Origin of the sequence: Plantactinospora sp. GCM10030261, assembly GCF_042666615.1 — a bacterium.
Lineage (GTDB): Bacteria > Actinomycetota > Actinomycetes > Mycobacteriales > Micromonosporaceae > KBS50.
In genome coordinates, this window is record NZ_JBHTDD010000001.1 from 125755 (window position 1) to 149150 (window position 23396).

General features: G+C 72.1%; 21 protein-coding genes. 6 read left to right on the forward strand and 15 right to left on the reverse strand.

Going from position 1 to position 23396, the window contains the following annotated elements; translation table 11 throughout:
• Window positions 1-127: 127 nt before the first annotated feature.
• On the forward strand, window positions 128-2914 hold the full coding sequence (ppc, locus tag ACFQUZ_RS00570; RefSeq protein WP_377436692.1) for a phosphoenolpyruvate carboxylase: 2787 nt from the start codon (window positions 128-130) through the stop codon (window positions 2912-2914).
• Between the two features lie 4 nt (window positions 2915-2918).
• On the opposite strand, the gene ACFQUZ_RS00575 is transcribed toward ppc, so the two are convergent.
• The 4 genes from ACFQUZ_RS00575 to ACFQUZ_RS00590 are packed head-to-tail and all read right to left on the reverse strand — an operon-like array spanning window position 2919 to window position 6431.
• Complete coding sequence (locus ACFQUZ_RS00575; protein ID WP_377436693.1) at window positions 2919-3632, reverse strand: ABC transporter permease subunit; 714 nt, start codon at window positions 3630-3632, stop codon at window positions 2919-2921.
• A gap of 4 nt (window positions 3633-3636) precedes the next feature.
• The gene (locus ACFQUZ_RS00580) at window positions 3637-4602 is read right to left on the reverse strand and encodes an ABC transporter ATP-binding protein (protein WP_377436695.1); all 966 of its coding nucleotides are present in this window, start codon (window positions 4600-4602) and stop codon (window positions 3637-3639) included.
• Between the two features lie 40 nt (window positions 4603-4642).
• Entirely contained in the window at window positions 4643-5524 is an 882-nt protein-coding gene (locus ACFQUZ_RS00585) for an ABC transporter permease (RefSeq protein ID WP_377436697.1), read from the reverse strand.
• Window positions 5511-6431, reverse strand: a complete 921-nt coding sequence (locus ACFQUZ_RS00590; protein WP_377436699.1) for an ABC transporter ATP-binding protein — start codon at window positions 6429-6431, stop codon at window positions 5511-5513. The genes ACFQUZ_RS00585 and ACFQUZ_RS00590 overlap by 14 nt, the downstream gene beginning before the upstream one ends.
• Window positions 6432-6584: 153 nt before the next feature.
• Between ACFQUZ_RS00590 and ACFQUZ_RS00595 the strand changes: the two genes are divergently transcribed.
• The 3 genes from ACFQUZ_RS00595 to galT all read left to right on the forward strand — a co-directional run bounded on the left by ACFQUZ_RS00595 (window position 6585) and on the right by galT (window position 10025).
• The gene (locus tag ACFQUZ_RS00595) at window positions 6585-7181 is read left to right on the forward strand and encodes a DM13 domain-containing protein (RefSeq protein ID WP_377436700.1); all 597 of its coding nucleotides are present in this window, start codon (window positions 6585-6587) and stop codon (window positions 7179-7181) included.
• A 75-nt stretch (window positions 7182-7256) separates the two neighbouring features.
• Window positions 7257-8786, forward strand: coding sequence for an adenylyl-sulfate kinase (gene cysC, locus ACFQUZ_RS00600; protein ID WP_377436702.1), 1530 nt, complete (start codon window positions 7257-7259; stop codon window positions 8784-8786).
• Between the two features lie 162 nt (window positions 8787-8948).
• Complete coding sequence (gene galT / locus ACFQUZ_RS00605) at window positions 8949-10025, forward strand: galactose-1-phosphate uridylyltransferase (protein ID WP_377436704.1); 1077 nt, start codon at window positions 8949-8951, stop codon at window positions 10023-10025.
• Between the two features lie 662 nt (window positions 10026-10687).
• Here galT and ACFQUZ_RS00610 read toward each other — a convergent pair.
• The 9 genes from ACFQUZ_RS00610 to purN form a co-directional block, all read right to left on the reverse strand.
• Window positions 10688-12088, reverse strand: a complete 1401-nt coding sequence (locus ACFQUZ_RS00610) for an RNA polymerase sigma factor (protein WP_377436705.1) — start codon at window positions 12086-12088, stop codon at window positions 10688-10690.
• A 21-nt stretch (window positions 12089-12109) separates the two neighbouring features.
• The gene (locus ACFQUZ_RS00615; RefSeq protein WP_377436706.1) at window positions 12110-12502 is read right to left on the reverse strand and encodes a YciI family protein; all 393 of its coding nucleotides are present in this window, start codon (window positions 12500-12502) and stop codon (window positions 12110-12112) included.
• A gap of 158 nt (window positions 12503-12660) precedes the next feature.
• A complete protein-coding gene (locus ACFQUZ_RS00620) occupies window positions 12661-13878 on the reverse strand; it encodes an NADP-dependent isocitrate dehydrogenase (protein ID WP_377436707.1) in 1218 nt (405 codons plus the stop codon).
• 262 nt (window positions 13879-14140) lie between these two features.
• Window positions 14141-14644: a DinB family protein gene (locus tag ACFQUZ_RS00625; protein ID WP_377437463.1), complete on the reverse strand. Its 504-nt coding sequence runs from the start codon at window positions 14642-14644 to the stop codon at window positions 14141-14143.
• Between the two features lie 71 nt (window positions 14645-14715).
• Window positions 14716-15666: a malate dehydrogenase gene (gene mdh, locus ACFQUZ_RS00630; RefSeq protein ID WP_377436708.1), complete on the reverse strand. Its 951-nt coding sequence runs from the start codon at window positions 15664-15666 to the stop codon at window positions 14716-14718.
• A 148-nt stretch (window positions 15667-15814) separates the two neighbouring features.
• On the reverse strand, window positions 15815-16675 hold the full coding sequence (locus ACFQUZ_RS00635) for a bifunctional methylenetetrahydrofolate dehydrogenase/methenyltetrahydrofolate cyclohydrolase (protein ID WP_377436709.1): 861 nt from the start codon (window positions 16673-16675) through the stop codon (window positions 15815-15817).
• A gap of 102 nt (window positions 16676-16777) precedes the next feature.
• A complete protein-coding gene (locus ACFQUZ_RS00640; RefSeq protein WP_377436710.1) occupies window positions 16778-17455 on the reverse strand; it encodes a hypothetical protein in 678 nt (225 codons plus the stop codon).
• A 10-nt stretch (window positions 17456-17465) separates the two neighbouring features.
• On the reverse strand, window positions 17466-19025 hold the full coding sequence (gene purH / locus ACFQUZ_RS00645; protein ID WP_377436711.1) for a bifunctional phosphoribosylaminoimidazolecarboxamide formyltransferase/IMP cyclohydrolase: 1560 nt from the start codon (window positions 19023-19025) through the stop codon (window positions 17466-17468).
• Window positions 19022-19642 (reverse strand): phosphoribosylglycinamide formyltransferase, encoded by a 621-nt coding sequence (gene purN / locus ACFQUZ_RS00650; protein WP_377436713.1) that lies wholly within the window; start codon window positions 19640-19642, stop codon window positions 19022-19024. The genes purH and purN overlap by 4 nt, the downstream gene beginning before the upstream one ends.
• 309 nt (window positions 19643-19951) lie before the next feature.
• Here purN and ACFQUZ_RS00655 point away from each other — a divergent pair, with 309 nt between their 5' ends.
• Window positions 19952-20626 carry a hypothetical protein gene (locus tag ACFQUZ_RS00655; RefSeq protein ID WP_377436714.1) on the forward strand — a complete coding sequence of 225 codons (675 nt, stop codon included), beginning with the start codon at window positions 19952-19954 and terminating at the stop codon, window positions 20624-20626.
• Window positions 20627-20703: 77 nt separating this feature from the next.
• Here ACFQUZ_RS00655 and ACFQUZ_RS00660 read toward each other — a convergent pair whose 3' ends face one another.
• Window positions 20704-22041 (reverse strand): DUF6350 family protein, encoded by a 1338-nt coding sequence (locus ACFQUZ_RS00660; RefSeq protein WP_377436715.1) that lies wholly within the window; start codon window positions 22039-22041, stop codon window positions 20704-20706.
• A gap of 144 nt (window positions 22042-22185) precedes the next feature.
• Here ACFQUZ_RS00660 and ACFQUZ_RS00665 point away from each other — a divergent pair, with 144 nt between their 5' ends.
• The gene (locus ACFQUZ_RS00665) at window positions 22186-22443 is read left to right on the forward strand and encodes a hypothetical protein (protein WP_377436716.1); all 258 of its coding nucleotides are present in this window, start codon (window positions 22186-22188) and stop codon (window positions 22441-22443) included.
• A gap of 65 nt (window positions 22444-22508) precedes the next feature.
• Here ACFQUZ_RS00665 and sucD read toward each other — a convergent pair whose 3' ends face one another.
• Window positions 22509-23396: a succinate--CoA ligase subunit alpha gene (gene sucD / locus ACFQUZ_RS00670; protein ID WP_377436717.1), complete on the reverse strand. Its 888-nt coding sequence runs from the start codon at window positions 23394-23396 to the stop codon at window positions 22509-22511.

Below are 23396 nucleotides of genomic sequence, written 5' to 3' on the forward strand. Positions count from 1 at the left end.
GGCCAGCAAAGAGTATAAAGACGGCGATAAGGGACTAAATTGGCTCGCCGACGTGGTCGACGGCGCGAGCGATACCATCACAACGTGTCGGACAGCGCTGTCCTTCGTCGCACGGGAGGAGCGCCTGATGACCGACCACCATCACCCGCACGGCCCGGACGCCGCGTTGCGAGCGGACATCCGCCGCCTCGGCACCCTGCTCGGCCAGACCCTGGCGCGCCAGGAGGGTCCGCCGCTGCTCGACCTGGTGGAGGAGATCCGCGCGCTGGTCCGCTCCGATGCCGAGGCCGCCGCGCAGCGGCTCGGCGCGATGGACATCGCCACCGGTACGCAGCTCGCCCGCGCCTTCTCCACCTACTTCCACCTGGCCAACATCACCGAACAGGTGCACCGGGCGCGGGACCTGCGCCGGCAACGGGCCGTGCACGGCGGCTGGCTGGACCAGGCCGCGACCCTGATCGCCGAACGCGGCGTACCGGCCGACGAGGTTGCCGAGGCGGCCCGCCGGCTCGCCGTCCGCCCGGTGTTCACCGCCCACCCGACCGAGGCGGCCCGGCGCTCCATCCTGACCAAGCTGCGGGCCATCGCCGACGAGTTGGACGCCGAGGCGTCCGCCGCGATCCTGTACGGGGCCGCCGACGAGGAGCCGGCCAACCGCCGGCTGGCCGAGTTGCTCGACCTCCTCTGGCAGACCGACGAACTGCGGCTGGACCGGCCGGACCCGACCGACGAGGCCCGCAACGCGATCTACTACCTGCGCGACCTGTACGCCGAGGCGGCCCCGCAGGTGCTCGACGATCTCGCGGACACGCTGCGCCGGTTGGGGGTGGAGACCCCGCCGACGGCTCGACCGCTCACCTTCGGCACCTGGATCGGCGGTGACCGCGACGGCAACCCGTTCGTGACCCCCAGGGTGACCCGCGAGGTGCTGCACATCCAGCACGAACACGGGCTCACCGCCACCGAGCGGGCGATGGAGTCGCTGATCAACGAGGTCTCGGTGTCCCGCCGGCTGCGTGGCGTGTCGCTGGACCTCTCCGCCAGCCTGGCCAAGGACCTCGACGCGCTGCCCGAGGTGGCGGACCGGTTCCGCCGGGTCAACGCCGAGGAGCCGTACCGGCTGAAGGCGCGGTGTGTGTTGGCCAAGCTGGCCAACACGCGCCGACGGCTGCGTCAGGGCACCCCACCGGTGCCCGGCCGCGACTACCGGGGCGCCGCGGACCTCATCGCCGACCTGGAGCTGATGCGCGCCTCGCTGGCCCGCAACTCGGGCCAGCTCACCGCGATGGGTCGCCTCGCCTCGGTGATCCGCACCATCTCGACGTTCGGTCTGCATCTGGCCACCATGGACATCCGTGAGCACGCGGAGGCGCACCACGCCGTGCTGGCACAGCTCTACCAGCATGTCGGCGAGAGCACCGACTACGCCGGGATGAGCCGGACCGAGCGCACCAAGCTGCTGGCCGAGGAGCTGGCCGGGCGGCGCCCCTTGTCCACGGTGGACACCCCACTCACCGAGTCGGCCCGCAAGACATTCGATGTGTTCTGCGCCATCCGCGAGGCCCAGGAACGGTTCGGCGACGAGGTGATCGAGTCGTACGTCATCTCGATGACCCTGGGCGTCGACGACGTACTCGCCGCGGTGGTGCTGGCCCGCGAGGCCGGGCTGGTGGACGCGCACAGCGGCCGGGCCCGGATCGGCTTCGTGCCGTTACTGGAGACCCCGGCCGAGTTGGACTCCGGCGGTGAACTGCTGGACGAGTTGCTGTCCCTGCCGGCGTACCGGGCGCTGGTGGCCGCCCGCGGCCAGGTGCAGGAGGTGATGCTCGGCTATTCCGACTCCAACAAGGAGGCCGGCATCACCACCTCGCAGTGGTCCATCCACCGGGCCCAGCGGGCGCTGCGCGACGTGGCGGCCCGGCACGGCGTACGACTGCGGTTGTTCCACGGTCGGGGCGGCACCGTCGGCCGCGGCGGTGGGCCGACGCACGAGGCGATCCTCGCCCAGCCGTACGGCACCCTGGACGGAGCGATCAAGGTGACCGAGCAGGGCGAGGTGATCTCCGACAAGTACAGCCTGCCCTCGCTGGCCCGGGAGAACCTGGAGCTGACCCTGGCCGCCGTGCTGCAGAGCGCGCTGCTGCACACCGAGCCGCGCCAGCCCGCCGAGCAGTTGGAGCGCTGGGACGCGACGATGGACGCGGTGTCCCAGGCCGCGTTCCGGTCCTACCGGAACCTGGTGGAGAATCCGGACCTGCCGGCGTACTTCTGGGCGGCCACCCCGACCGAACTGCTCGGCGCGCTGAACATCGGCTCCCGCCCGGCGAAGCGGCCGAACACCGGTGCCGGCCTGTCCGGCCTGCGGGCCATCCCGTGGGTGTTCGGCTGGACCCAGACCCGGCAGATCGTGCCGGGCTGGTTCGGCGTCGGGTCCGGGCTGGCGGCCGCCCGGGAGGCCGGACTCGGCGACGTCCTCGCCGAGATGCACCGTGGTTGGCATTTCTTCCGGACGTTCCTGTCCAACGTGGAGATGATGCTCACGAAGACCGACCTGGACATCGCCCGGCAGTATGTCGAGACGCTGGTCCCCGAGCCACTGCATCCGATCTTCGACACGATCCGTGCCGAGTACGAGCTGACCAAGCGGGAGGTGCTGGCCATTACCGCGTCGCCGGCGCTGCTGGAGAACTCCCCCGTGTTGCAGCGGACGCTCGCGGTCCGGGACACCTACCTGCGACCGCTGCACCACCTCCAGGTCGCTCTGCTCCGCCAGTACCGGGAGTCCGGACTGGCCCGCCGGGCGGTGGCGACCGCTCCGGGCGGCCGGCGGGCGCCCGGCGAGGGGACGGCCCTGGAGCGCGCGCTGCTCACCACGGTCAACGGCATCGCCGCCGGCATGCGCAACACGGGCTGAGCCGTCAGCTCGTCTCGCCGGCGACGCTGAACGAGCGCAACCGCCGCACGGCGAGCACCGTGAAACCGATGGCGATCAGCCCACCCATGATCAGGGTGACGGGTACCGAGACCCTCGGTTCGAGCAGCACGGTCGGTGCGATCCGGTCGGCGAGCGCCACGACGTACTGCTGGACCGAGAGGACGGCGGTGCCACGCACCAGGTTGCCGAGCAGCCCCTCCCAGATCAGCACGTAAACCAGCCCGAGCAACACCGGGCGCCGGGTGATCAGGCTCAGCGCCAGGAAGAGGGCCGAGTACACCACCGCGCCGACCGCCGCGGCGGCGGCCATCCCCAGCCCCAACCGGACCGACTCGGCGAGCACACCCGCCACGTACAGCGGGATGGCAGCGGTCACCGCGGTCACCCCCGCCGCGACGCCCAGCTTCGGCAGGATGATCTGCCACCGTGGGATCGGCTTGGTCAGGATGTGCACGATGGTGCCGTCGTCGATCTCCGAGCCGAGCACACCGGTGCCGACGATCAACGCGATGACCGGCAGCACCACCCCGAGCCCGAGGCCGACCAGCACCGGCGGCGCCCAGTCCCGGGGGTCGACCTGCGCCGACCGGCTCAGCACCGCCAGCCCGACCAGCAGCAGCGGCAGGGGCAGCAGCAGCAGGAAGCGGCGGCGGCCGAACAACCCACGGGCGGTGATCCAGGCGATCGTGGAATTCATGAGGTCAGGCCTCCACCAGGTAGGAGAAGACGCTCTCCAGCGATTCGTCGGACGGCAGCAGCCGGCGGACCCGGATGCCGGAGGAGAGCGCGATCTTGGGCAGCTCCCGGGTGAAGCTGCCGTAGTCGCTGGCCCGTACCACCAGCCCGGCCCGATCCAGCTCCACGCCGGTCACCGAGGGCAGGCCCATCAGGGCCACCGCGAGGGCCCGGTCGTCGGTGGACTGGATGGCGAAGACGTGCGGCCGGTTGGTCATCAGCCGGCGGATGGTCCGGAAGTCGCCCGAGGCGGCCAGCCGACCGGCGACGATCACCTGGATGGTGCCGGAGAGCTGCTCGACCTCCTCCAGGATGTGCGAGCTGAACAGGATGGTCCGGCCGGCCGCGCCGAGCGAGTGCAGCAGGTCCATCATGTGCATCCGCTGCCGGGGATCCATCCCGTTGAACGGTTCGTCCAGCAGCAGCACCCGCGGATCGTGCACCAACGCGGCGGCCACCCGGGTGCGCTGCCGCATGCCCTTCGAGTACGTGCCGATCCGGCGGTCCTGGGCATCGGTCATCTCGACCAGTTCGATCGCCCGCCGAGCCGCCTCCTCCGGCCGCGCCAGCTTGTGCAGCCGGGCGCTGGCCAGCACGAACTCGTACGCGGTCAGGAAGGTGTGCACGGCCTCGCGCTCGCTGACCAGGCCGAGGTGGCGGTAGACGTCGGGGTTGCGCCAGCTCGGCGCGCCGCCGACGGTGACCGTCCCGCGCGACGGCGCCAGGAAGCCGGCCATCATGTGCAGCAGCGTGGTCTTGCCCGCGCCGTTCGGCCCGAGCAGGCCGGTCACCCCGGGCCCGAGTTCCATGCTGATGTCGTTGACCGCCACCACGTTGCCGTACCAGCGGGAGACGCCGTCGAGCTTGAGCAGCGTCGGCTCGGCCGGGGCGGACGCGACCGCCGGAGCGGCCGGCGAGGTTTGGACACTCATGACGACTCCTCGCCGCGCTCGCTGTCTGTGCTTCGCTCGCTCATTGGGCGGCCACCTTCCGGTAGCGGGCCAGCAGCAGGGCTACGCAGGTGACCACCAGGGCCAGCGTCACCAGCCCGTACAGCGGGCCGAAGTCGCCGATCCCCAGGTCGCCACTCGATTCGAACAACCAGTCGCCGACGCCACCAACCAGGGTCGCCGGGCTGGCCAGGCCGGCCAGTTGGTTCGCCGTCCGGGACGGCAGCACGGACAGCACCCCGACCACCGGCGTGGTCAGCAGGAACACCCCGACGATCGCGCCGGCGGCCACCGCCCGCCGCTTGACCAACGACGCGACGAGCAGCGCGACGGCCGAGAAGACCACGGCATGGATCGCCAGGTACGCGAGCCCGGGTGCGAAGTCGCCGAACTCCCGCCACACGGCCCCGAGATCGTCCAGGGTGAACGCGATCGCGGCGAACATCAGGGTGAGCGGGCCGGCGAGCATCAAGAACGCCGCCGTGGCCAGCGCACCCCACTTGGCCAACGCGTAGTCGCCCCGGCGCAGCGGCCGGGCGAAGTACAGCGGAAGCACCCCACTGTGCAGGTCGCGGGAGACCAGTTCGGGGGCGACGACCGCGCAGAACAACAGGATCAGCAGGATCAGCGTCTGCGGGAACTGGGCATAGCTGAGCGGCATCTGGCCGAGTTGTGCCCGGATCGCGGCCAGTACGGCCGCCACCACGGCGACGATGCCCACGATCAACCAGGGAAAGATCTTGGCCTTGGCGCTGCGGCCCAGCCCGAAGGCGGTGCGCAGGCTGTGCGCGTACAGCGAGCCGACCACGTACCCGCGGCCGAGCCGGACCCCCTGGTAGCGCTGATAGCCGATGTCGTGGATGACCCCGGCGGGCGCCGGGGTGGCGGTCTCAGGCGTCGGCACCGCTCACCTCCCTCTTCGCGAACAGCTCGGCCACCCGGTGCCGCCGCTGGTCGAGCCGGTGCAGCGGCAGGTCGAGGTCGGCCACCGCGGTCAGGATCAGGTCGTACGTTCCCTCGTCGGCCAGCGGGACGAGCAGCAACCGGCCGTCCCGGCGGACCGGCAGCCGCAGCGTGTCCAGCCGGGCGGCCAGTTCCTCGGTGCCCTCGCTCACCTCGATGGAGAGCACGTCGGTGGCCGAGGTCATCGCCGCGATGTTGGCCGACCGCAGCAGCCGGCCGCCCTCGATGGCGACAAGCGCGTCGCAGATCCGCTCCACCTCGCCGAGGAGATGCGAGCAGACCACGACCGAGATGCCGAACTCGTTGCCGATGCGCTGGATGAGCGTCAGCATGGCGTCCCGGCCGGCCGGGTCGAGGCCGTTCGTGGGCTCGTCGAGCAGCAGCAGATCGGGATCGTGCACCAGCGCCTGGGCGAGCTTGACCCGCTGTTTCATGCCGGTGGAGTAGCCGCCGATCTGCCGGTAGCGCTCCTCGTACAGGCCGACGTGCCGCAGCGCCTCGGAGGCCCGTTCCCGGGCGGCGGTCTTCGGCAGGCCGCTGATCCGCCCCATGTGGGTGACGAACTCGGCGGCGGTCAGGTCGGGGGGCAGGCAGTCGTGCTCGGGCATGTAACCCACCCGGGCCCGAACGGCCGCCGCGTCCGTCGTCGGGTCGATACCGAGCACCCGCGCCGAGCCGCTGGTGGGCTCGAGCAGACCCAGCATGATCTTGATGAAGGTGGACTTCCCGGCGCCGTTGGCGCCGACCAGCCCGACCACGCCCGGTTCGACGGTGACCGTCAGGTCGGCGAGCGCGGTGATCCGGCCCCCGTACGTCTTGGTCAGCGACTGGGTCGCGATGACTGTCACGGGACCAGCCTAGGAAATCAACGCGTCTCAAGGGGGGCACCTCGACCCTGGTCGTCCCCTGATCCTGACCCAGGCGGGATCGGGGTATCGCCGTAATCCTCCAGTAATGCCGATGGGCCGCCCGGCCGGCCACCGGTGCGCTTGACTGAGGTCATGGTCGTCCGGCTCCTCCGTTCACCCCTCACCTGGGCCGTCGTGGTGGTCCTCGCCATCGGCGCGGCAATCGGTCTCTACTGGTTCCAACCCTGGAAGCTGGTCACCGACACCACCGTGGCCGAGTCCCTGTCCACCCCGGCGCCGCCGCCGTCCGCGACGAGCGGCCCGCCCGGCAGCCCCGGACCTTCGGGTACGCCGGAGGCGAGCGCCCCCGGCCCGACCGGCTCTCCGGCGGCCGGCCCCGTGCTGCTCAGCCAGGGTGGGTTCGTCACGCACGAGCACGACACCTCCGGAACGGCCCGGATCGTGCGCCTGCCCGACGGCAGCCGCCGGCTGGAGCTGGTCAACTTCTCCACCTCCAACGGGCCCGACCTGAGGATCTGGCTGACCGACCAGCCGGTGCGGGAAGGCCAGGCCGGCTGGCGGGTGTTCGACGACGGTCGGTGGGTCGAGCTCGGCCGCCTCAAGGGCAACAAGGGCAACCAGGCGTACCTGATCCCGGCGGGTGTCGACCTGACCGGTCTGGGTAGCGTCAGCATCTGGTGCAAGCGGTTCGCCGTCTCGTTCGGCGCCGCCAGCCTGCGCCCGGCCTGACCTGAGGGAGTGGCACTCTCGACCGATCGGCGGTCGGCTGAGAAACTGTGTGCCGATCGGCCAGTTGGGGGTGCGATGAGCAACGGGTGGGTGCTGCCCGATGAGGTGCTGCGCGAAGCGCCGGCGTACACGCCACGGCCACACGAGTTGGCCGACCTCGAACTCCTGCTCAGCGGCGCGTACGCGCCGCTGAGCGGCTTCATGAGCCGGGCCGACCTCACCTCGCTGACGCGCCGGGGCCGGCTCGCCGACGGCACCCCGTGGCCGGTGCCGGTCACGCTGCAGGTGCCGGCCGGGGTCGCCAGTGATCTGGAGCTGGGTGACCCGCTGCGGCGGGCGCTGGTGCTTACCGACACCGAGGGCGCGCCGGTTGCCCTCATGGAGATCCAGGACGTCTGGTCGGGCCGGGAGGGCGTGGCCGGGCTCGGCGGACCGGTGCGCGCGCTCGGCGACGGCGGGCACGGGCCGTTCCAGCGGCTGCGCCGGACCCCGGACGAGGTCCGGGCGTTGCTCCCGCCGGGACGGGTGCTGGGGGTGATCGCCGACCGCCCGCTGCATCGGCCACAGCTCGCGCAGATCGCCCATGCCGCCCGCACGCTCGCCGCGCACCTGCTGGTGCTGATCCCGACCGCTGGCCCCACCCCGGACGGCCTGCCGCCGGAGGTGCTGGTCCGGACCGTCTTCGCGGCCCGGGACCGGATGCCACCGGCCACCCTGATCACGGTTCCGCTGGCTCGCCGCGGTGACGAGATCACGGACGCGCTGCTGCGGGCCAGGGTCGCCGCCGCGTACGGCGTGACCCACCTGCTCTCCACCGGCGAGATGCTCTCCGGCGGGGGGCCGCGAGTGCTGGTGCCCCGGGAGCTGGCGTACGACAACCGGGACGGCCAGTGGCGGTGGCGCGACGACATCCCGCCGCCGGTGCGGCGGCTCGCGTTGCGCTCCGAGGAGATCGACGACCTGCTCGATCGGGGCTTCCCGCTTCCCGAGTGGCACACCCCGCCGGCGGTGGCCAAGGAGTTGGCCCGGGCTCGGCCGCCGCGCCGGCACCGCGGCCTCGTCGTGTTCTTCACCGGGCTGTCCGGCTCGGGCAAGTCCACGATCGCCCGTGGCCTGGCCGACGTGCTGCGGGAGAGCGGCGACCGCACGGTGACCCTGCTGGACGGGGACGTGGTGCGCCGCGAGTTGTCCGCCGGGCTCGGCTTCAGCAAGGCGGACCGGGACCTCAACGTCCGCCGCATCGGCTGGGTCGCCGCCGAGGTGGCCCGGCACCGCGGCATGGCGCTGTGCTGCCCCATCGCGCCGTACGCCAGGGCCCGCCGGACCGCCCGGGAGATGGCGCTCGCGGCCGGCGCCGGGTTCGTGCTGGTGCATGTGGCCACCCCGATCGAGGTGTGCGAGCGGCGCGACCGCAAGGGGTTGTACGCCCGCGCGCGGGCCGGGCTGCTGCCCGGAATGACAGGCGTGGACGATCCGTACGAGGCACCCACGGATGCCGAGCTGGTTCTCGACACCAGCGACATGACCGTCGACGAGGCCATCCAGCGGGTCCTGGTGCACCTCACCGACACCGGCTGGGTGGAGCCGCGCCTACAGCCCGCCTGACGGCCTGGAACCACCCGCCTGATCTGCCGGAAGCCGCCTGGCGCAGACTGTGATCTCCGGCGCGGCGCGGCGCGCGTCGGCCGGGCGGCCCCGGCCGCGTTCCGTTGGCGCCGTGCCGGCGGGCGGTCGCGACCGCGTCGCCGATCGTGGAAGGTGGAACCGATGAAACGCACCTCCGTCGAACTCGCCGACGGGCGTGAGCTGGTCTACTTCGACGAGCGGGAGGACGCCGACCGCAGCGTGCCGGACCGGCGGGACCTGCCGCCGCCACCGCCGGCGTCGGAATTGCGGTACGACCCGCTTGTCGACGAGTGGGTGGCGGTGGCCGCACACCGGCAGACCCGGACCTTCCTGCCGCCGACGGACCAGTGTCCGCTGTGCCCCTCGACGCCGGACCGATCCACCGAAATCCCCGCGTACGACTACGACGTCGCCGTCTTCGAGAACCGCTTCCCGTCGTTCAGCGACCGGCTGGTGGATCTCCCCGCCGAGTTGACGCCGTTCAGCCCTGTCCGTCCCGGCCGCGGCCGGTGCGAGGTGGTGTGCTTCACCGCCGACCACAACGCCTCCTTCGCCGCCCTGTCCCCGGCCCGAGTCCGCACCGTGCTGGAGGCGTGGGCCGACCGGACCAGCTACATGTCCGGGTTGCCGGGCGTCGAACAGGTGTTCTGCTTCGAGAACCGGGGGGTGGAGATCGGCGTGACGCTGCACCACCCGCACGGCCAGATCTACGCGTACCCGTTCGTGACGCCGAAGGGCCGGGCGATGCTCGGTGCCGCCCGCGCGCACGCCGAGCGGACCGGCGGGGCGAACCTGTACGCCGACGTGCTCGCCGCCGAGCGGGCCGCGAAGGTCCGGGTGGTGGCCGCCAACGAGCACTGGACGGCGTACGTGCCGGCGGCGTCGCGGTGGCCGTTCGAGGTGCAGGTCGCCCCGCACCGCGTGGTGCCCGACATCCCGGCGCTGAACGACGCCGAGCGGGACGCGTTCGGGCCGCTGTACCTCGACGTGCTGCGCCGGTTCGACGCGCTGTTCGACAAGCCGATGCCGTACATCTCCGCCTGGCACCAGGCCCCGGTGCGCGACGGCCGGGAACTGGCCCACCTGCACCTCCAGGTGTTCAGCATCCGGCGGGCCGCGGACAAGCTGAAGTACCTCGCCGGTTCCGAGTCGGCGATGGGCGTTTTCATAAACGACGTCGCCCCCGAACAGGCCGCCGCCCGCCTCCGCGAGGTGTAGGCCGACCCGCGACTCACCCGGTCTCTTCGGGACGCCTCGCAGGCGTGAAGCGCCGCCGGGTCGGGCCGGCCGGCGCCGACGCGGCGGCTCTGCTGATGCGCGCCTGCCCGCGGTGTCTGACCACTTCGCCCATGATCGTTGCCACCTTTCGGAGTCGACACGCCGCCCGATCGCACCGTTTTCCTCCTTCGATCATGAGTGCCGTGCCGTGCCGGGCGCGCGGCGTCAGGCGCCCGGATGACGTCGTCGAACCCGGCAACTGTCCGCGAGTCCGGGTCAGTGGCGCAGCAGAACGCGAGTCGCTCGGATACCTCTGGGAATCATGATGACGGAGAGGTATATCGGATCGAGGGTGTTCTTCTCTGACGAGGTAACGCACGGTAGTCGAGGCTCTCGCCCCGCGCGACGACCTGGTTCGCGCCACGCGCCGGCCCGCAACCGGCCGCAACCGGAGGTCGGGGGGTGACGCGCCGCTGAGGTCACGAGGGCGCGGGGGCGCGGGCGCGGGGGCGCGGGCGCGGGGGCGCGGGGGGCCCGGGACAGGGCCCCCCGCTGGGAAGGGACGGCTGGCTGTAGCGACAGCCGGGGGACGCCCGACCGGCACCCGTCTGGTGCCGCCGGCTGGGCAGATCCCCGGAGGTGACTGGCATCACATCCATCCTTTACAACGACGGTGGTCGCTGTCCGGTGACGGGTGCCGCGCCCGACTGGGCGGCCGGCGGGGGCTGGACGGCCGGCGCTGCCGGCGGGGCCTGGACGGCCGGTGCTGCCGGCGGGGCCTGGGCGGCCGGCGCTGCCGGCGAGGAGGCGGCGGCCGGTGCTGCCGTCCCGATCAGCCGGAGTCGTCGCCGGTTGAGGTAGCGCTGCTCGGGCAGGCTCGCGGTCAGCCGCGCGGCCCGCTGGTAATGCTCGATCGCGGCGGCCACCTCGCCGCCCCGCTCCAGCAGATGGGCCCGGACGGCGAACAGCCGGTGATACCGCCGCATGGCGGGATCGGTCAGCAGCGGATCGAGCAGGGCCAGGCCGGCGGCGGCGCCGTGCGCCATCGCGACGGCGACGGCCTGGTTGAGCGTGACGGTCGGGGCGGGGGCGACCCGGCTCAGCATGTCGTAGAGGACGCTGATCTGCATCCAGTCGGTCGACTCGTAGGTCGGCGACTCCGCGTGGACCGCGGCGATGGCCGCGTGCAGTTGGTACCGGCCGAGATGACCCCGCGGCAGGGTCCGTTCGAGCAGCGTGACACCCTCGTCGATCAGGTCGCGTCGCCACCGCGAGCGGTCCTGCTCGGCGAGCGGCACGAGGTCGCCCGAGGCGTCGACGCGCGCGGCCGAACGCGCGTGCGTGAGCAGCATCAACGCGAGCGCGCCGGTCACCTCGTCATGGTCGGGCAGCGTGTGGTGGACCTGGCGGGTGAGCCGGATCGCTTCCTCGGCGAGCGGGACGTCGACCAGGGACTCGCCGGACGTACGCGTGTATCCCTCGGTGAACACCAGGTGGCAGACGTCGAGCACGGCGGCAACCCGGTCGGCCAGTTCCTCGTCCGACGGCATCACGAACCGGGCCCCCGCCTGCCGCAGCACGGCGCGGGCCCGGCTGAGGCGCTGCGTCATCGTGCGGACCGGCACCAGGTACGCGGCCGCGATCTGCGGGACCCCCAGCCCGGCCACGGCCCGCAGACTCAACGCCACCTGCGACGGCCGGCTCAACGCGGGATGGCAGCACAGGAAGAGCAGGCGGAGCGTGTCATCCACCGCCGGACCCGGGTCCTCGTCCACCGCCGGCACGGCCTCGACACCGCCCGGCCGACGGGCTCCGTCGAGCGCTTCGCGGCGGGCCCGGGCCGAGTCCGCCCGCACCCTGTCGATGAGGCGTCGCGACGCCACCCGCACGAGCCAGGCCCGTGGATCGTCCGGCACCCCCTCGGTCGGCCACTGGGCGACGGCGGCCTCGACGGCCTCCTGCACCGCGTCCTCGCAGTCGCCGAGGTCGCCGTGCCTGCGTAGCAACGCGCCGAGGACGTGTGGCGCCTCCCGACGCCACACGTCCTCGATGATCCGCTGCACCGTACGACTCCGGACGGGTTCCTACTGGTCCTCGCCGCCGGGCCACATCATCGGCCGCAGTTCCACCGTCTCGTCGGGGCCGGCGAACCTCGCGGCCACCTCCTCGGCGCGGGCCTGACTCTCGACGTCGATGAGGAAGAAGCCGGCGAGGTGCTCCCGGGTTTCCGAGTACGGGCCGTCGCTGGCCAGCGGCGCGCCGTCCCGCCACCGGTACAGCCGGGCGGCCGCCGGATCGCCGAGCGCTTCCCCGCCGATCAACTCACCGTTGGCCTGCAGGTCGGTCATCACCTGCTCGAACTCGGCCTGCAGCCGCTTGCGTACGTCGTCGGGCAGCTCTCGGTGGGCGGCCAGGTAGTCGCTCGTCGGATGTCCCCACGGCTGGGGGTTGGAGTGAATCATGATGACGTACTTCATGGGGATCACCTCGTCTGGTACGACGGCGGTTCCGTCGCTCGACCGGGACGTCGGTGCGGCCCCGGCGATGTCGACATCGTCCGGGTTATCTCGTGACGTTCCGTGGAACGCCGCACCGGTCGGCCATGGTGTCCGAGGCCGACCGGTGCGTCCAACGATCAGGCGTTGAGCTTGCGGGCCAGGTTGGCGTCGAGCGCGGCCATGAACTCGTCGGTGGTCAGCCACGGGGCGTCCCGGGAGACCAGCAGCGCCAGGTCCTTGGTCATCTGGCCGCCCTCCACGGTTTCGACGATGACCTGCTCCAGCGTGTTGGCGAACTCGGTGACCGCGGGGGTGTTGTCCAGCTTGCCGCGGTGGGCCAGGCCCCGGGTCCAGGCGTAGATCGAGGCGATCGGGTTCGTGGAGGTCTTCTCGCCCTTCTGCCACTGCCGGTAGTGCCGGGTGACCGTGCCGTGCGCGGCCTCGGCCTCGACGGTGCGGCCATCCGGGGTCATCAGCACCGAGGTCATCAGGCCGAGCGATCCGAAGCCCTGCGCGACCGTGTCGGACTGCACGTCACCGTCGTAGTTCTTGCAGGCCCAGACGAAGCCGCCCTCCCACTTGAGCGCGGCGGCCACCATGTCGTCGATCAGCCGGTGCTCGTAGGTGATGCCGGCGGCGTCGAACTCGGTCTTGAACTCGTTCTCGAAGACCTCGGCGAAGATGTCCTTGAACCGGCCGTCGTACGCCTTCAGGATCGTGTTCTTGGTCGACATGTACACGGGGTAGCCGCGGTCCAGCCCGTACCGCAGCGAGGCGCGAGCGAAGTCGCGGATCGAGTCGTCGAAGTTGTACATGCCCATGGCGACGCCGCCGCCCGGGAACTGGGCGACCTCCATCTCCATCGGCGCGCCGCCGTCCGCGGGGGTGTAGGTGATGGTCAGCGTGCCAGGCCCGGGGACCACGAAGTCGGTCGCCTTGTACTGGTCGCCGTGCGCGTGCCGGCCGATGATGATCGGCTGGGTCCAGCCGGGGACCAGGCGCGGCACGTTGGACATGATGATCGGCTCACGGAAGACCACGCCACCGAGGATGTTCCGGATCGTCCCGTTCGGCGAGCGCCACATCTTCTTCAGGCCGAACTCCTCGACCCGGGCCTCGTCGGGGGTGATGGTGGCGCACTTGACGCCCACGCCGTGCTGCTTGATGGCGTTCGCCGCGTCGACCGTGATCTGGTCGTCGGTCGCGTCGCGGTGCTGGATCGACAGGTCGTGGTACAGCAGGTCGACGTCGAGGTAGGGCAGGATCAACTGCTCGCGGATCTGCTTCCAGATGATCCGGGTCATCTCGTCGCCGTCGATCTCCACGACCGGGTTGGTCACCTTGATCTTCGCCATCGGCCGGCGCTCCTCTCTGGGGACATGCTCAAGCAGTACGAGCGTACTGCATAGGACGGCGCCACCCGCACCCGGGCGTGCCACGCGCGGCTCGGCCGCCGTTCAGCCGGCGTCCGCTCCGCACCGGTCCACCACTTCCCAGGTACGCGAAGAGCCATGCCATGATCACGCTATGTCCCTCGTGATCCGGCGTAGCGGCCCTTCCCTCATCCCACCGCCGCACGCGGCCGGCTTCCCCGGACTCACTCCGCTCGGCTGACGGCTACTCCCCCGTCCGGCCGTCGATCGCCTCGCGCAGGATGTCGGCATGACCGTTGTGCCGGGCGTACTCGTCGATCATGTGGTTGAGCACCCAGCGCAGCGAGTGCTCACGGCCGGTGTCCGAGGACCGGCCGACCGCCTCCAGCGGGCGCTCGGCGGTGATCCGGCGGGACCGCTCGACCTCGCCCCGCCAGATCGCGAACGTCTCCTCGCCGGTCGCCGAATCGACGTGGTTGAAGTCCTCCTCGCGATCGTCGGTCTCGGTGAACAGGTCGCCGGGAAACTCGTCGGCGATCACCGCCTGGAAGTACCACCGCTCCACCGTCGCCAGGTGCCGGACCAGGCCGATCAGGCTGAGCCTGGACGACGGTACGGGTCGCCGGCGTAGCTGCTCGTCGGTGAGTTCGGCGCAGTTGCGCAACAGTGCGGCGCGGTGGAAATCGAGGAAACAGGTGAGCAGGGTCCGCTCGTCGACCGTGGGTGGGAGTTCGACACGCTCGTCCATCACGAGCGGAGCGTAGCCACGGGATGCGACAAGGCCCGCCGGCGCCTTCGCCGGCGGGCCCGGTCGACGGCTCAGAGGTTCGCGACGTCGCCCTGCTTGGCGCGGACCGCCTCGGCCGCCTCCTTGAGGCTGGCCAGCTCGTCGGCGTCCAGGTCGGTCTCCACCACGCGGCGGACCCCCTCGGCCCCGATCTCGGCCTCGACGCCCAGGTAGACGCCCGAGATGCCGTACTCGCCGTCGACCCACGCGCAGACCGGCATGACGGCGCCGGAGTCCTCGGCGACCGCCTTGGCCATCCGGGCGGCGGCCGCGGACGGGGCGTAGTACGCAGAACCCGTCTTGAGCAGCGCCACCACCTCGGCGCCGCCGTTGCGGGTACGCACGACCAGCTCCTCGATCTGCTCGGCCGGCATCGCCTCACGCAGCGGCTTGCCGTCCACCGTGCTCTTCGACGGCACCGGGACCATGGTGTCCCCGTGCGAGCCCAGGGTCAGCGTCTTCACCGAGGCCACCGGGACGCTCAGCGCCTCGGCGACGAAGTTGCTGAACCGGGCGGTGTCCAGCATCCCGGCCTGGCCGAGCACCCGGTTCTTCGGGAACTGGGTGGCGAGCTGCGCCATCGCGGTCATCTCGTCGAGCGGGTTCGAGACGACGATGACCACGGCGTTAGGGGCGTACTTGGCCACCTGCTCGGACACCTGCCGCACGATTTTGGCGTTGGTCTCCAGCAGGTCCATCCGGCTCATCCCCGGCTTACGCGGCAGACCAGCGGTGATCACGACGACGTCGGAGCCCTCGATGACCTCGTAGCCCTCGCCGTTCTTACCGGTGGTCTTGCCGACGACCGTGGTCTCGAAGCCCTCGATCGGTCGCGACTGGTTCATGTCCAGCGCCAGGCCCTCGGGCTTGCCCTCGATGATGTCGGTGATCACGACCGTGTCGAACACGTCGTACTCGGCGAGGCGCTGCGCGGTCGTCGAACCGTAGAAACCGGCGCCGACGACGGTGACCTTTTTACCCATGGTCGTCCCACTCTCTGATACCAGACGGGTTTTCCGGACCGTATCAGCCATCGTGTCACCCGGCCGGTCAGGGGCGGTGCCGGTTGACCGGATCACCAGCCTCCGGTGTCGACGGCGGGTCAACCCGCCCGAAGGCGGGGACGATTCCCTACCGCGACTCGGCCCGCTCGACCACGTTGGTGAGCAGCATGGCCCGGGTCATCGGACCGACCCCGCCGGGCATCGGCACGACGGATCCGGCGACCTCGGCCACCTCCGGTGCCACGTCCCCGGTGTAACGGCCCTTGCCGTCCGCGTCGATCACCCGGGTGATGCCCACGTCCACCACCACCGCACCGGGACGCACCATGTCCGCGGTGAGCAGTCCCGGTACGCCGGCCGCCACGATCACGATGTCCGCCGTACGAGTGTGCCTGGCCAGGTCGAGGGTGCCGGTGTGGCACAGCGTCACGGTGGCGTTCTCGCTCCGGCGGGTCAGCAGCAGCCCCAACGGGCGGCCCACCGTGTTGCCCCGGCCGACCACGGCGACCTCGGCCCCGCGCAGCGGGACGTCGTGCCGGCGCAGCAGGTCGACGATGCCGCGCGGGGTGCACGGCAGCGGTCCGGGATAGCCGAGCACCAGCCGCCCGAGGTTCACCGGGTGCAGCCCGTCGGCGTCCTTGTCCGGGTCGATCAGCTCCAGCACCCGTTGGGTGTCCAGCCCTGCCGGCAGCGGCAGCTGGACGATGTAGCCGTGGCAGGCCGGGTCGGCGTTCAGCTCGGCGACCACCGCCTCCACCTGCTGCTGGCTGGCATCAGCCGGCAGTTCCCGGCGGATCGAGGCGACGCCGACCTCGGCGCAGTCGCGGTGCTTGCCGTTCACGTACGCCCGCGAACCCGGATCGTCGCCGACCAGGACCGTGCCCAATCCCGGCGTCACGCCGCGTTCGGCCAGCGCCTTCACCCGTGTCCGCAGCTCTTCCTTGATGTCCGCCGCGGTCGCCTTGCCGTCCAGTACGGTCGCCGTCACGCCTCGATCGTCTCACGCGGGCCAGGGTGGGGGTCCCGGGGCCGGCGGATCGGCGGTCCGACCGGTCGGGCGCCGCACGGTCGGCTCGGGTTGGCCACGGTCTCAGGGGCTGGCCGGCGGGATGTCGTCCACCGAGGTGCCGCGCAGCGGAACCAGACTCCCCCACTTGATCATGGTCCGGATGCGGGCGGCCGCGACCCGCGCCTCGGGGCGGGACGAGCGCCCGACAGCGTCCGCGAGCGCGGACAGTTCGTCGGCCGGGCGCAGGCGCCGGGTGGTCATGTCCGACAGCGGGAGCACCCGCGCCGGCCGGAACCGTCCAGCGGCGAGTTCGTCCGCGCCGACGACCAGCTCGGCCCAGACCGGGCGCGGGTCGGTGACCGACATCAGCGACCGCAGCCGGAGACTGACCGGCACCCGACCCAGGTCGTACTCGGCCGTGGTGCCGCCCCGCTCGGTTACCCGCAGCACGTCACCGACCAGCGAGAGCCGTTCGGCCGCCTCGCGCCGGGTCACCCGGGCCGCCGCGAACGCGAGCAGGGCGGCCACGAGCAGGCCGACGAACACGACGGCCACCACCAACCAGACCCGACGAGCCGCCGAGCCGTCGCGGACCACCAGGCTGGCCCACCACGTCGCGGACCCGACCGCTCCCGACACCAGGGCGATGCTCAGCGTGCGCAGGGCCGCCGCACGCCGGAGCAACCGGGCCCGCCGGGGCGGATCGTCAAGACCATCGAGCGGTACGACCCTCGGGTCGCCAGCTCTCTCCTGGACCACGGGCCCGGAATCAGTGGAAGAAGTGCCGGGAACCGGTCAGGTACATCGTGATACCGGCCTCCCGCGCGGCCGCGACGACCTCCTCGTCGCGGACCGACCCGCCGGGTTGCACCACGGCCCGGACTCCCGCGTTGACAAGCACCGTGAGCCCGTCGGCGAACGGGAAGAACGCGTCGGAGGCGGCCACCGCGCCGCGGGCCCGGTCTGCCCCCGCCCGGGTGACCGCCAGGTGCGCCGAGTCGACCCGGTTCACCTGACCCATGCCCACTCCCACGGTGGCCTCGTCGACGGCGAGCAGGATCGCGTTGCTCTTCACCGACCGCACCGCCCGCCAGGCGAACCGCAGATCCCGCAGCGTCCGCTCGTCGGCCGGCTCGCCAGCGGCCAGCCGCCAACCGCCCGGGTCGTCGCCGGGGGCGTCGACCCGGTCCGCCATCTGCACCAGCACCCCGCCGCTGACCTGCCGCCACTCGGCGGGCGGCGGAGCCCACGCCGGGGCGCGCAGCACCCGCAGGTTCTTCCGGCCGGCGAGCACCTCGACCGCTCCCGGCTCGTAGTCCGGCGCCACGATCACCTCGGTGAAGATGTCCGCGACCTGCTTGGCCAGCTCGACCGAAACCGTCCCGTTGACGGCGATCACCCCGCCGTACGCGGACACCGGGTCGCACGCGTGTGCCTTGCGGTGCGCCTCCGCCACGTCGGCGCCGAGCGCGATGCCACACGGGTTGGCGTGCTTGATCACCGCCACCGCGGGGACGTCACCGAAGTCGTGCACCGCTCGCCAGGCGGCGTCCGCGTCCGCGTAGTTGTTGTAGGACATCGCCTTGCCGTGCACCTGCTCGGCCTGGGCCAGGCCGCGCGGCGCGGCCGGGTCCACATACAGGGCGGCGGCCTGGTGCGGGTTCTCGCCGTACCGCAGGGTGGCCGAGTGCCGCAGTCCGAGGCCGGCGAACCCGGGCCACTCCTGCCCCTCCTCGCCGAGCGCCACCGCGCACCAGTCGGCCACCGCCACGTCGTACGCGGCGATGTCCGCGAAGGCGCGGGCCGCGAGCGCGCGGCGCTGCGCCAGCGTGAAGCCGCCGTCGGCCAGCGCCTGGATCACCATCGGGTACGCGACAAGCGAGGTCACCACGGCGACCGAGGCGTGGTTCTTGGCGGCCGCCCGCACCATGGCCGGCCCGCCGATGTCGATCTGCTCGACGCACTCGTCCTCGGACGCGCCGGAGGCGACCGTCTCGGTGAACGGGTAGAGGTTGGACACCAGCAGGTCGAACGGCTCGATGCCCAACTCGGTGAGCTGCCGGGTGTGCGCCGGCTGCCGCAGGTCAGCCAGCAGGCCGGCGTGCACCCGGGGATGCAGGGTCTTGACGCGCCCGTCGAGGCACTCGGGGAAGTCGGTGACGACCTCGACCGGGGTGACCGGCACGCCGGCCCGCTCGATGGTGGCCGCGGTGCTGCCGGTGGAGACGATCTCCACCCCGGCGGCGTGCAGCGCGCCGGCAAGCTCCGCCAGCCCGGTCTTGTCGTACACGCTGACCAGGGCGCGCCGGATCGGGCGGCGGTCGCTCATGGGATCGTGACCTTTCTTCCGGTGATCGTCCAACCGTCCCGGACCAGCCGGCCGATCTGCTCGACGAGTTGTCGGCGCTCGGCCACCTTGATCCGCTCGGTGAGGGTCTGCTCGTCGTCATCGTCCAACACCGGGACCGTCACCTGGGCCACGATCGGGCCGGTGTCCACACCGGCGTCGACGAAGAACAGCGTGGCCCCGGCGACCTTGACGCCGTAGGCGAGGGCGTCCCGCGGTCCGTGCATCCCGGGAAACGCCGGCAGCAGCGAGTTGTGCGTGTTGAGATAGCGGTCGCCGAAAGCGGCCAGGAAGTGCGGCCCGACCAACTTCAGGAATCCGGCCGAGATGACCAGATCGGGCCGGTGCTCGGCGACGTGCGCGGTGAGGGCCCGGTCCCAGTCCGTCCGGGACGGGTACGCCGACAACTCGGCCACGAACGTCGGCACGCCCGCGTTGGCCGCCCGGTCCAGTCCGGCGATTCCCGTCCGGTCCGCGCCGACAGCCACCACCCGGGCGCCGTACGCGGGGTCGGTCGCCGCGTCCAGCAACGCCTGGAGGTTGCTGCCCGATCCCGAGACCAGGACGACGAGGCGGGCGGCCGGCGCGGGCTCAGTCACGCGTTGCACCCTATCGGTCGGGCCGGCGCTCGGGGGCACCGGTGGCGCGGGCCGGGGCCCGGTAGCGTGGCCTGGCCGGACGGCGGCACCGTCACCGGCATGTCGGCGCGCCGCCGGACCGCATAGCGTGGCACTCTCCGGGTACGCTGCCGGTTCTCGACACGCAGCGGCTGGCGGTCGCGCCGGAGCCGAGGCCGGCGCGCCCGCGGCGCCGTATCCACGCTGTGGACGGGCACGTTCCACCCATCCACCAGCGGACACGATCGTCTACCGTTCGACCTGAACCCCTCTGGATAGAAGGAGTACCACATGCAGCCCGGGTATCCCGGCCAAGACCCGTACGGCCAGCAGCCGTCGTCCGGCCAGCCCCACGGTCAGCAGCCCACCTCGGGCCAGCCGTACGGCCAGCAGCCGTCGTCCGGCCAGCCCTACGGCCAGGACCCGTACGGTCAGCAGCCCACCTCGGGCCAGCCGTACGGCCAGCAGCCGTCCTCCGGCCAGCCCTACGGCCAGGACCCGTACGGTCAGCAGCCCACCTCGGGCCAGCCCTACGGTCAACAGCCGTCGTCCGGCCAGCCGTACGGTCAGCAGCCCACGTCGGGCCAGCCCGGCTACGGCGCGCCCCAGTACCAGGACCCCTACGCCCAGCAGGGCGGACAGCCGTACGGCGCGGCTCCGGGCTACGGCGCTCCCGGATACGGTCAGCCGGGGCAGGGCCAGAACAACACGCTCGGCCTGGTCGGCATGATCCTCGGTATCGCGGCCATCCCGCTGGTGTGCTGCTTCTACCTCGGCATCCCGATCGGCATCGCCGGTGTCGTGCTGGGTTGGATGGGCAAGCAGAAGGCCGAGCGGGGCGAGGCGTCCAACCGCGGCCAGGCCCTCGCTGGTCTGATCTGCGGCGCGGTGGCGGTCGTGCTCGGCATCGGTGTGATCATACTTGCGATCGTCGGGGCCAACATGGACCTTCCGACCACGCCCTGAGTAGGTGTTCCACGGGTGGGGCGCTCCGGTCGAGGACCGGGGCGCCCCACTGTCGTCGTAGGCCCGCGCCCCGCCGTTCAGCGCCTGCCGGTGGGGCGTCCCGGTCGCTCGCGGCTCGCACGCGAGCGGTCCCGGGACGGGCGCTGCCGGTCCAGGACCGGCCCTCGGCCCTCGGGACCGAGCCTGGCCACGACGAACGTCCGGGTCAGCACGGCGCCGACCACCGCACCGAGCGCCAGCACTCCGGCGGCCACCGCCGCCACCTGCCAGGCCACCGGTCCCACCTGGGCGAGGCGACCGGCGCCCAGTTCGCCGCCGGAGGCCACCGCGGCGAGGCCGATCAACACCGCGCCCACCGGGCCGGCGAGGATCGCGGCCGCGAGCAGCGGCCCCCATCCGACGGGTTCGCCCGCCTCGGCAGCCGTCCGCAGCGCCCGCCGGGTCAGCAGTCCACCCGCCGCGGCACCGGCGAGCACCGGCACCGCGAGCAGCAACGCACCGGAGCCGCCGAGCGGTCCGGTGGGCAGGCCGGTCAGCAGCGGTACGGCCGGAAGTCCACCGAGCGTCACCTCGGTGACCCGCACGACCGTACCGGTACCGACCGCGAATCCCGGGCCGAGCAGATAGCTCGCCGCCCAGACGGCGGCGTTCGGCGCGTACGCCGCGCTGACCAGGGTGATACCGGCCTGCCCCCCGACGCCGGTGCGGTAGGCACCGATCATCTCGCTGGCCTCGCCGCCACCCACGGCCACGGCCAGGCCGGCCGCTCCCGCTCCCGCCCCGAGCAGCAGCAGGGCGGCCACCGTCCCGGTCCGCAGCCCGTCGACCACCACCGGCGGGACCCGTCGGGTCAGCGCGCTCGTCGCGCCGGTGGCCGGCAAGGCTCCGAGCAGCGCCGCGATCGCGCCGAACGCGGCAAGCGTGCAGCCGGCGCGGATCGGGTCGGCGGCCGGACCGGAGGCCGCCAGGACGGCGGCGGCAAGCGTGCCGAGCATCCCGTAGCCGAGGCCCACGGCGATCGCGACGGTAACCGCCTGGCGGGGCGAGCCACCGCGCCGCGCGCCGATCGCCCGGGTCACGTGCACGCCGGCCCGAGCCACCCGCCAACCCGCGAGGGCCGCGACGGCGAGTGGGGCGAGCGCCAGCGGGCCGGCCTCGGTGGTCAGCGGGACGCCGTGGCCGAGCAGCCAGGCGGCCAACCCGAGCCGTGCCGCGCCGCCCACGGTGCCGGCGTCGCCGGAGAACCGGGTCAGTCCCATCACCGCCGCCACCGGCAGGTAGCAGACCAACGCCGCCCAGAGCGAGGCCACGCCGGCGGCCACCGCGAGCGGGGCCCGGCGGCGACGTGGCGGCCGGAGGCCGGCGCGGGCCGGCCGAGGCACGGAGTCCGGCTGATCGGGGGTGACGGGTGACATCACGATCTACTCTGGCATGCCCGCGCCGGTCACACGCGACGCCACGGCCACTTGGTCGATCGGCGATTGGGACGGCGGGCGGGCGCCGAAACCGCTAGCCTCTGGCCACCCCGATCTAGAGATCGACGTCAAGCAGGAGGCACCATGACGGCTCCCCACCCGACCGCGGGCACACCCGCCGGCACCGACCGCAGCACTCTCTGGGGTGTGCTCGGCATCGTGATCGGTCTGATCTGCTGCGGAATCCTCGGCATCGTGTTCGGTTGGCTCTCGATCCGCGACGCCCAGAAGTTCGGCAAGTCCCCCGTCCTCGGCTACGTTGCCATCGGCGTCAGCGTACTGAGCATCGTGATCAACGGAATCCTGACGGCGACCGGTAACAACCCTTATCTGAACCGCTGATCGGGAACCGCCGGAAACGACGAACCGGGGGTCGGGCTGTGGCCCGACCCCCGGTTCATGTCGTGTCACCGGTTGGACATGATCTCCCGCATCAACGTGGCGGTCTCGGTCGGCGTCTTGCCGACCTTGACGCCGACCGCCTCCAGCGCCGCCTTCTTCGCGTCGGCGGTGCCCGCCGAGCCGGAGATGATGGCGCCCGCGTGTCCCATCGTCTTGCCGGGCGGCGCGGTGAAGCCGGCGATGTAGCCGACCACCGGCTTGGTGACGTTCGCCTTGATGAACTCGGCGGCCCGCTCCTCGGCGTCCCCGCCGATCTCGCCGATCATGACGATCGCGTCGGTGTCCGGGTCGGCCTCGAACGCGGCCAGCGCGTCGATGTGGGTGGTGCCGATGACCGGGTCACCACCGATCCCGACGCATGTCGAGAAACCGATGTCGCGCAGCTCGTACATCATCTGGTAGGTCAGCGTGCCGCTCTTGCTGACCAGGCCGATCCGGCCGGCCGGGGTGATGTCGGCCGGGATGATGCCGGCGTTGGACGCGTCCGGCGAGGCGATACCCGGGCAGTTCGGCCCGATGATCCGGGTCCGCTCACCCTTCGCCACGTTGTACGCCCAGAAGGCGGCGGTGTCGTGCACCGGAACGCCCTCGGTGATGACCACGGCGAGCCCGATGCCCGCGTCGATCGCCTCCACCACCGCCGCCTTGGTGAACTGCGGCGGTACGAAGATCACCGTGACGTCCGCGCCGGTCTGCGCCATGGCGTCGGCGACGTTGGCGAAGACGGGCAACTCGGTGCCGTCGAAGTCGACGGTCTGACCCGCCTTGCGCGGGTTGACGCCGCCGACCACGGTGGTGCCGGCGGCCAGCATCCGCTTGGTGTGCTTGGAGCCCTCGGAGCCGGTCATCCCCTGGACGATGACCTTCGAGCCCTTGGTCAGCCAGATTGCCAT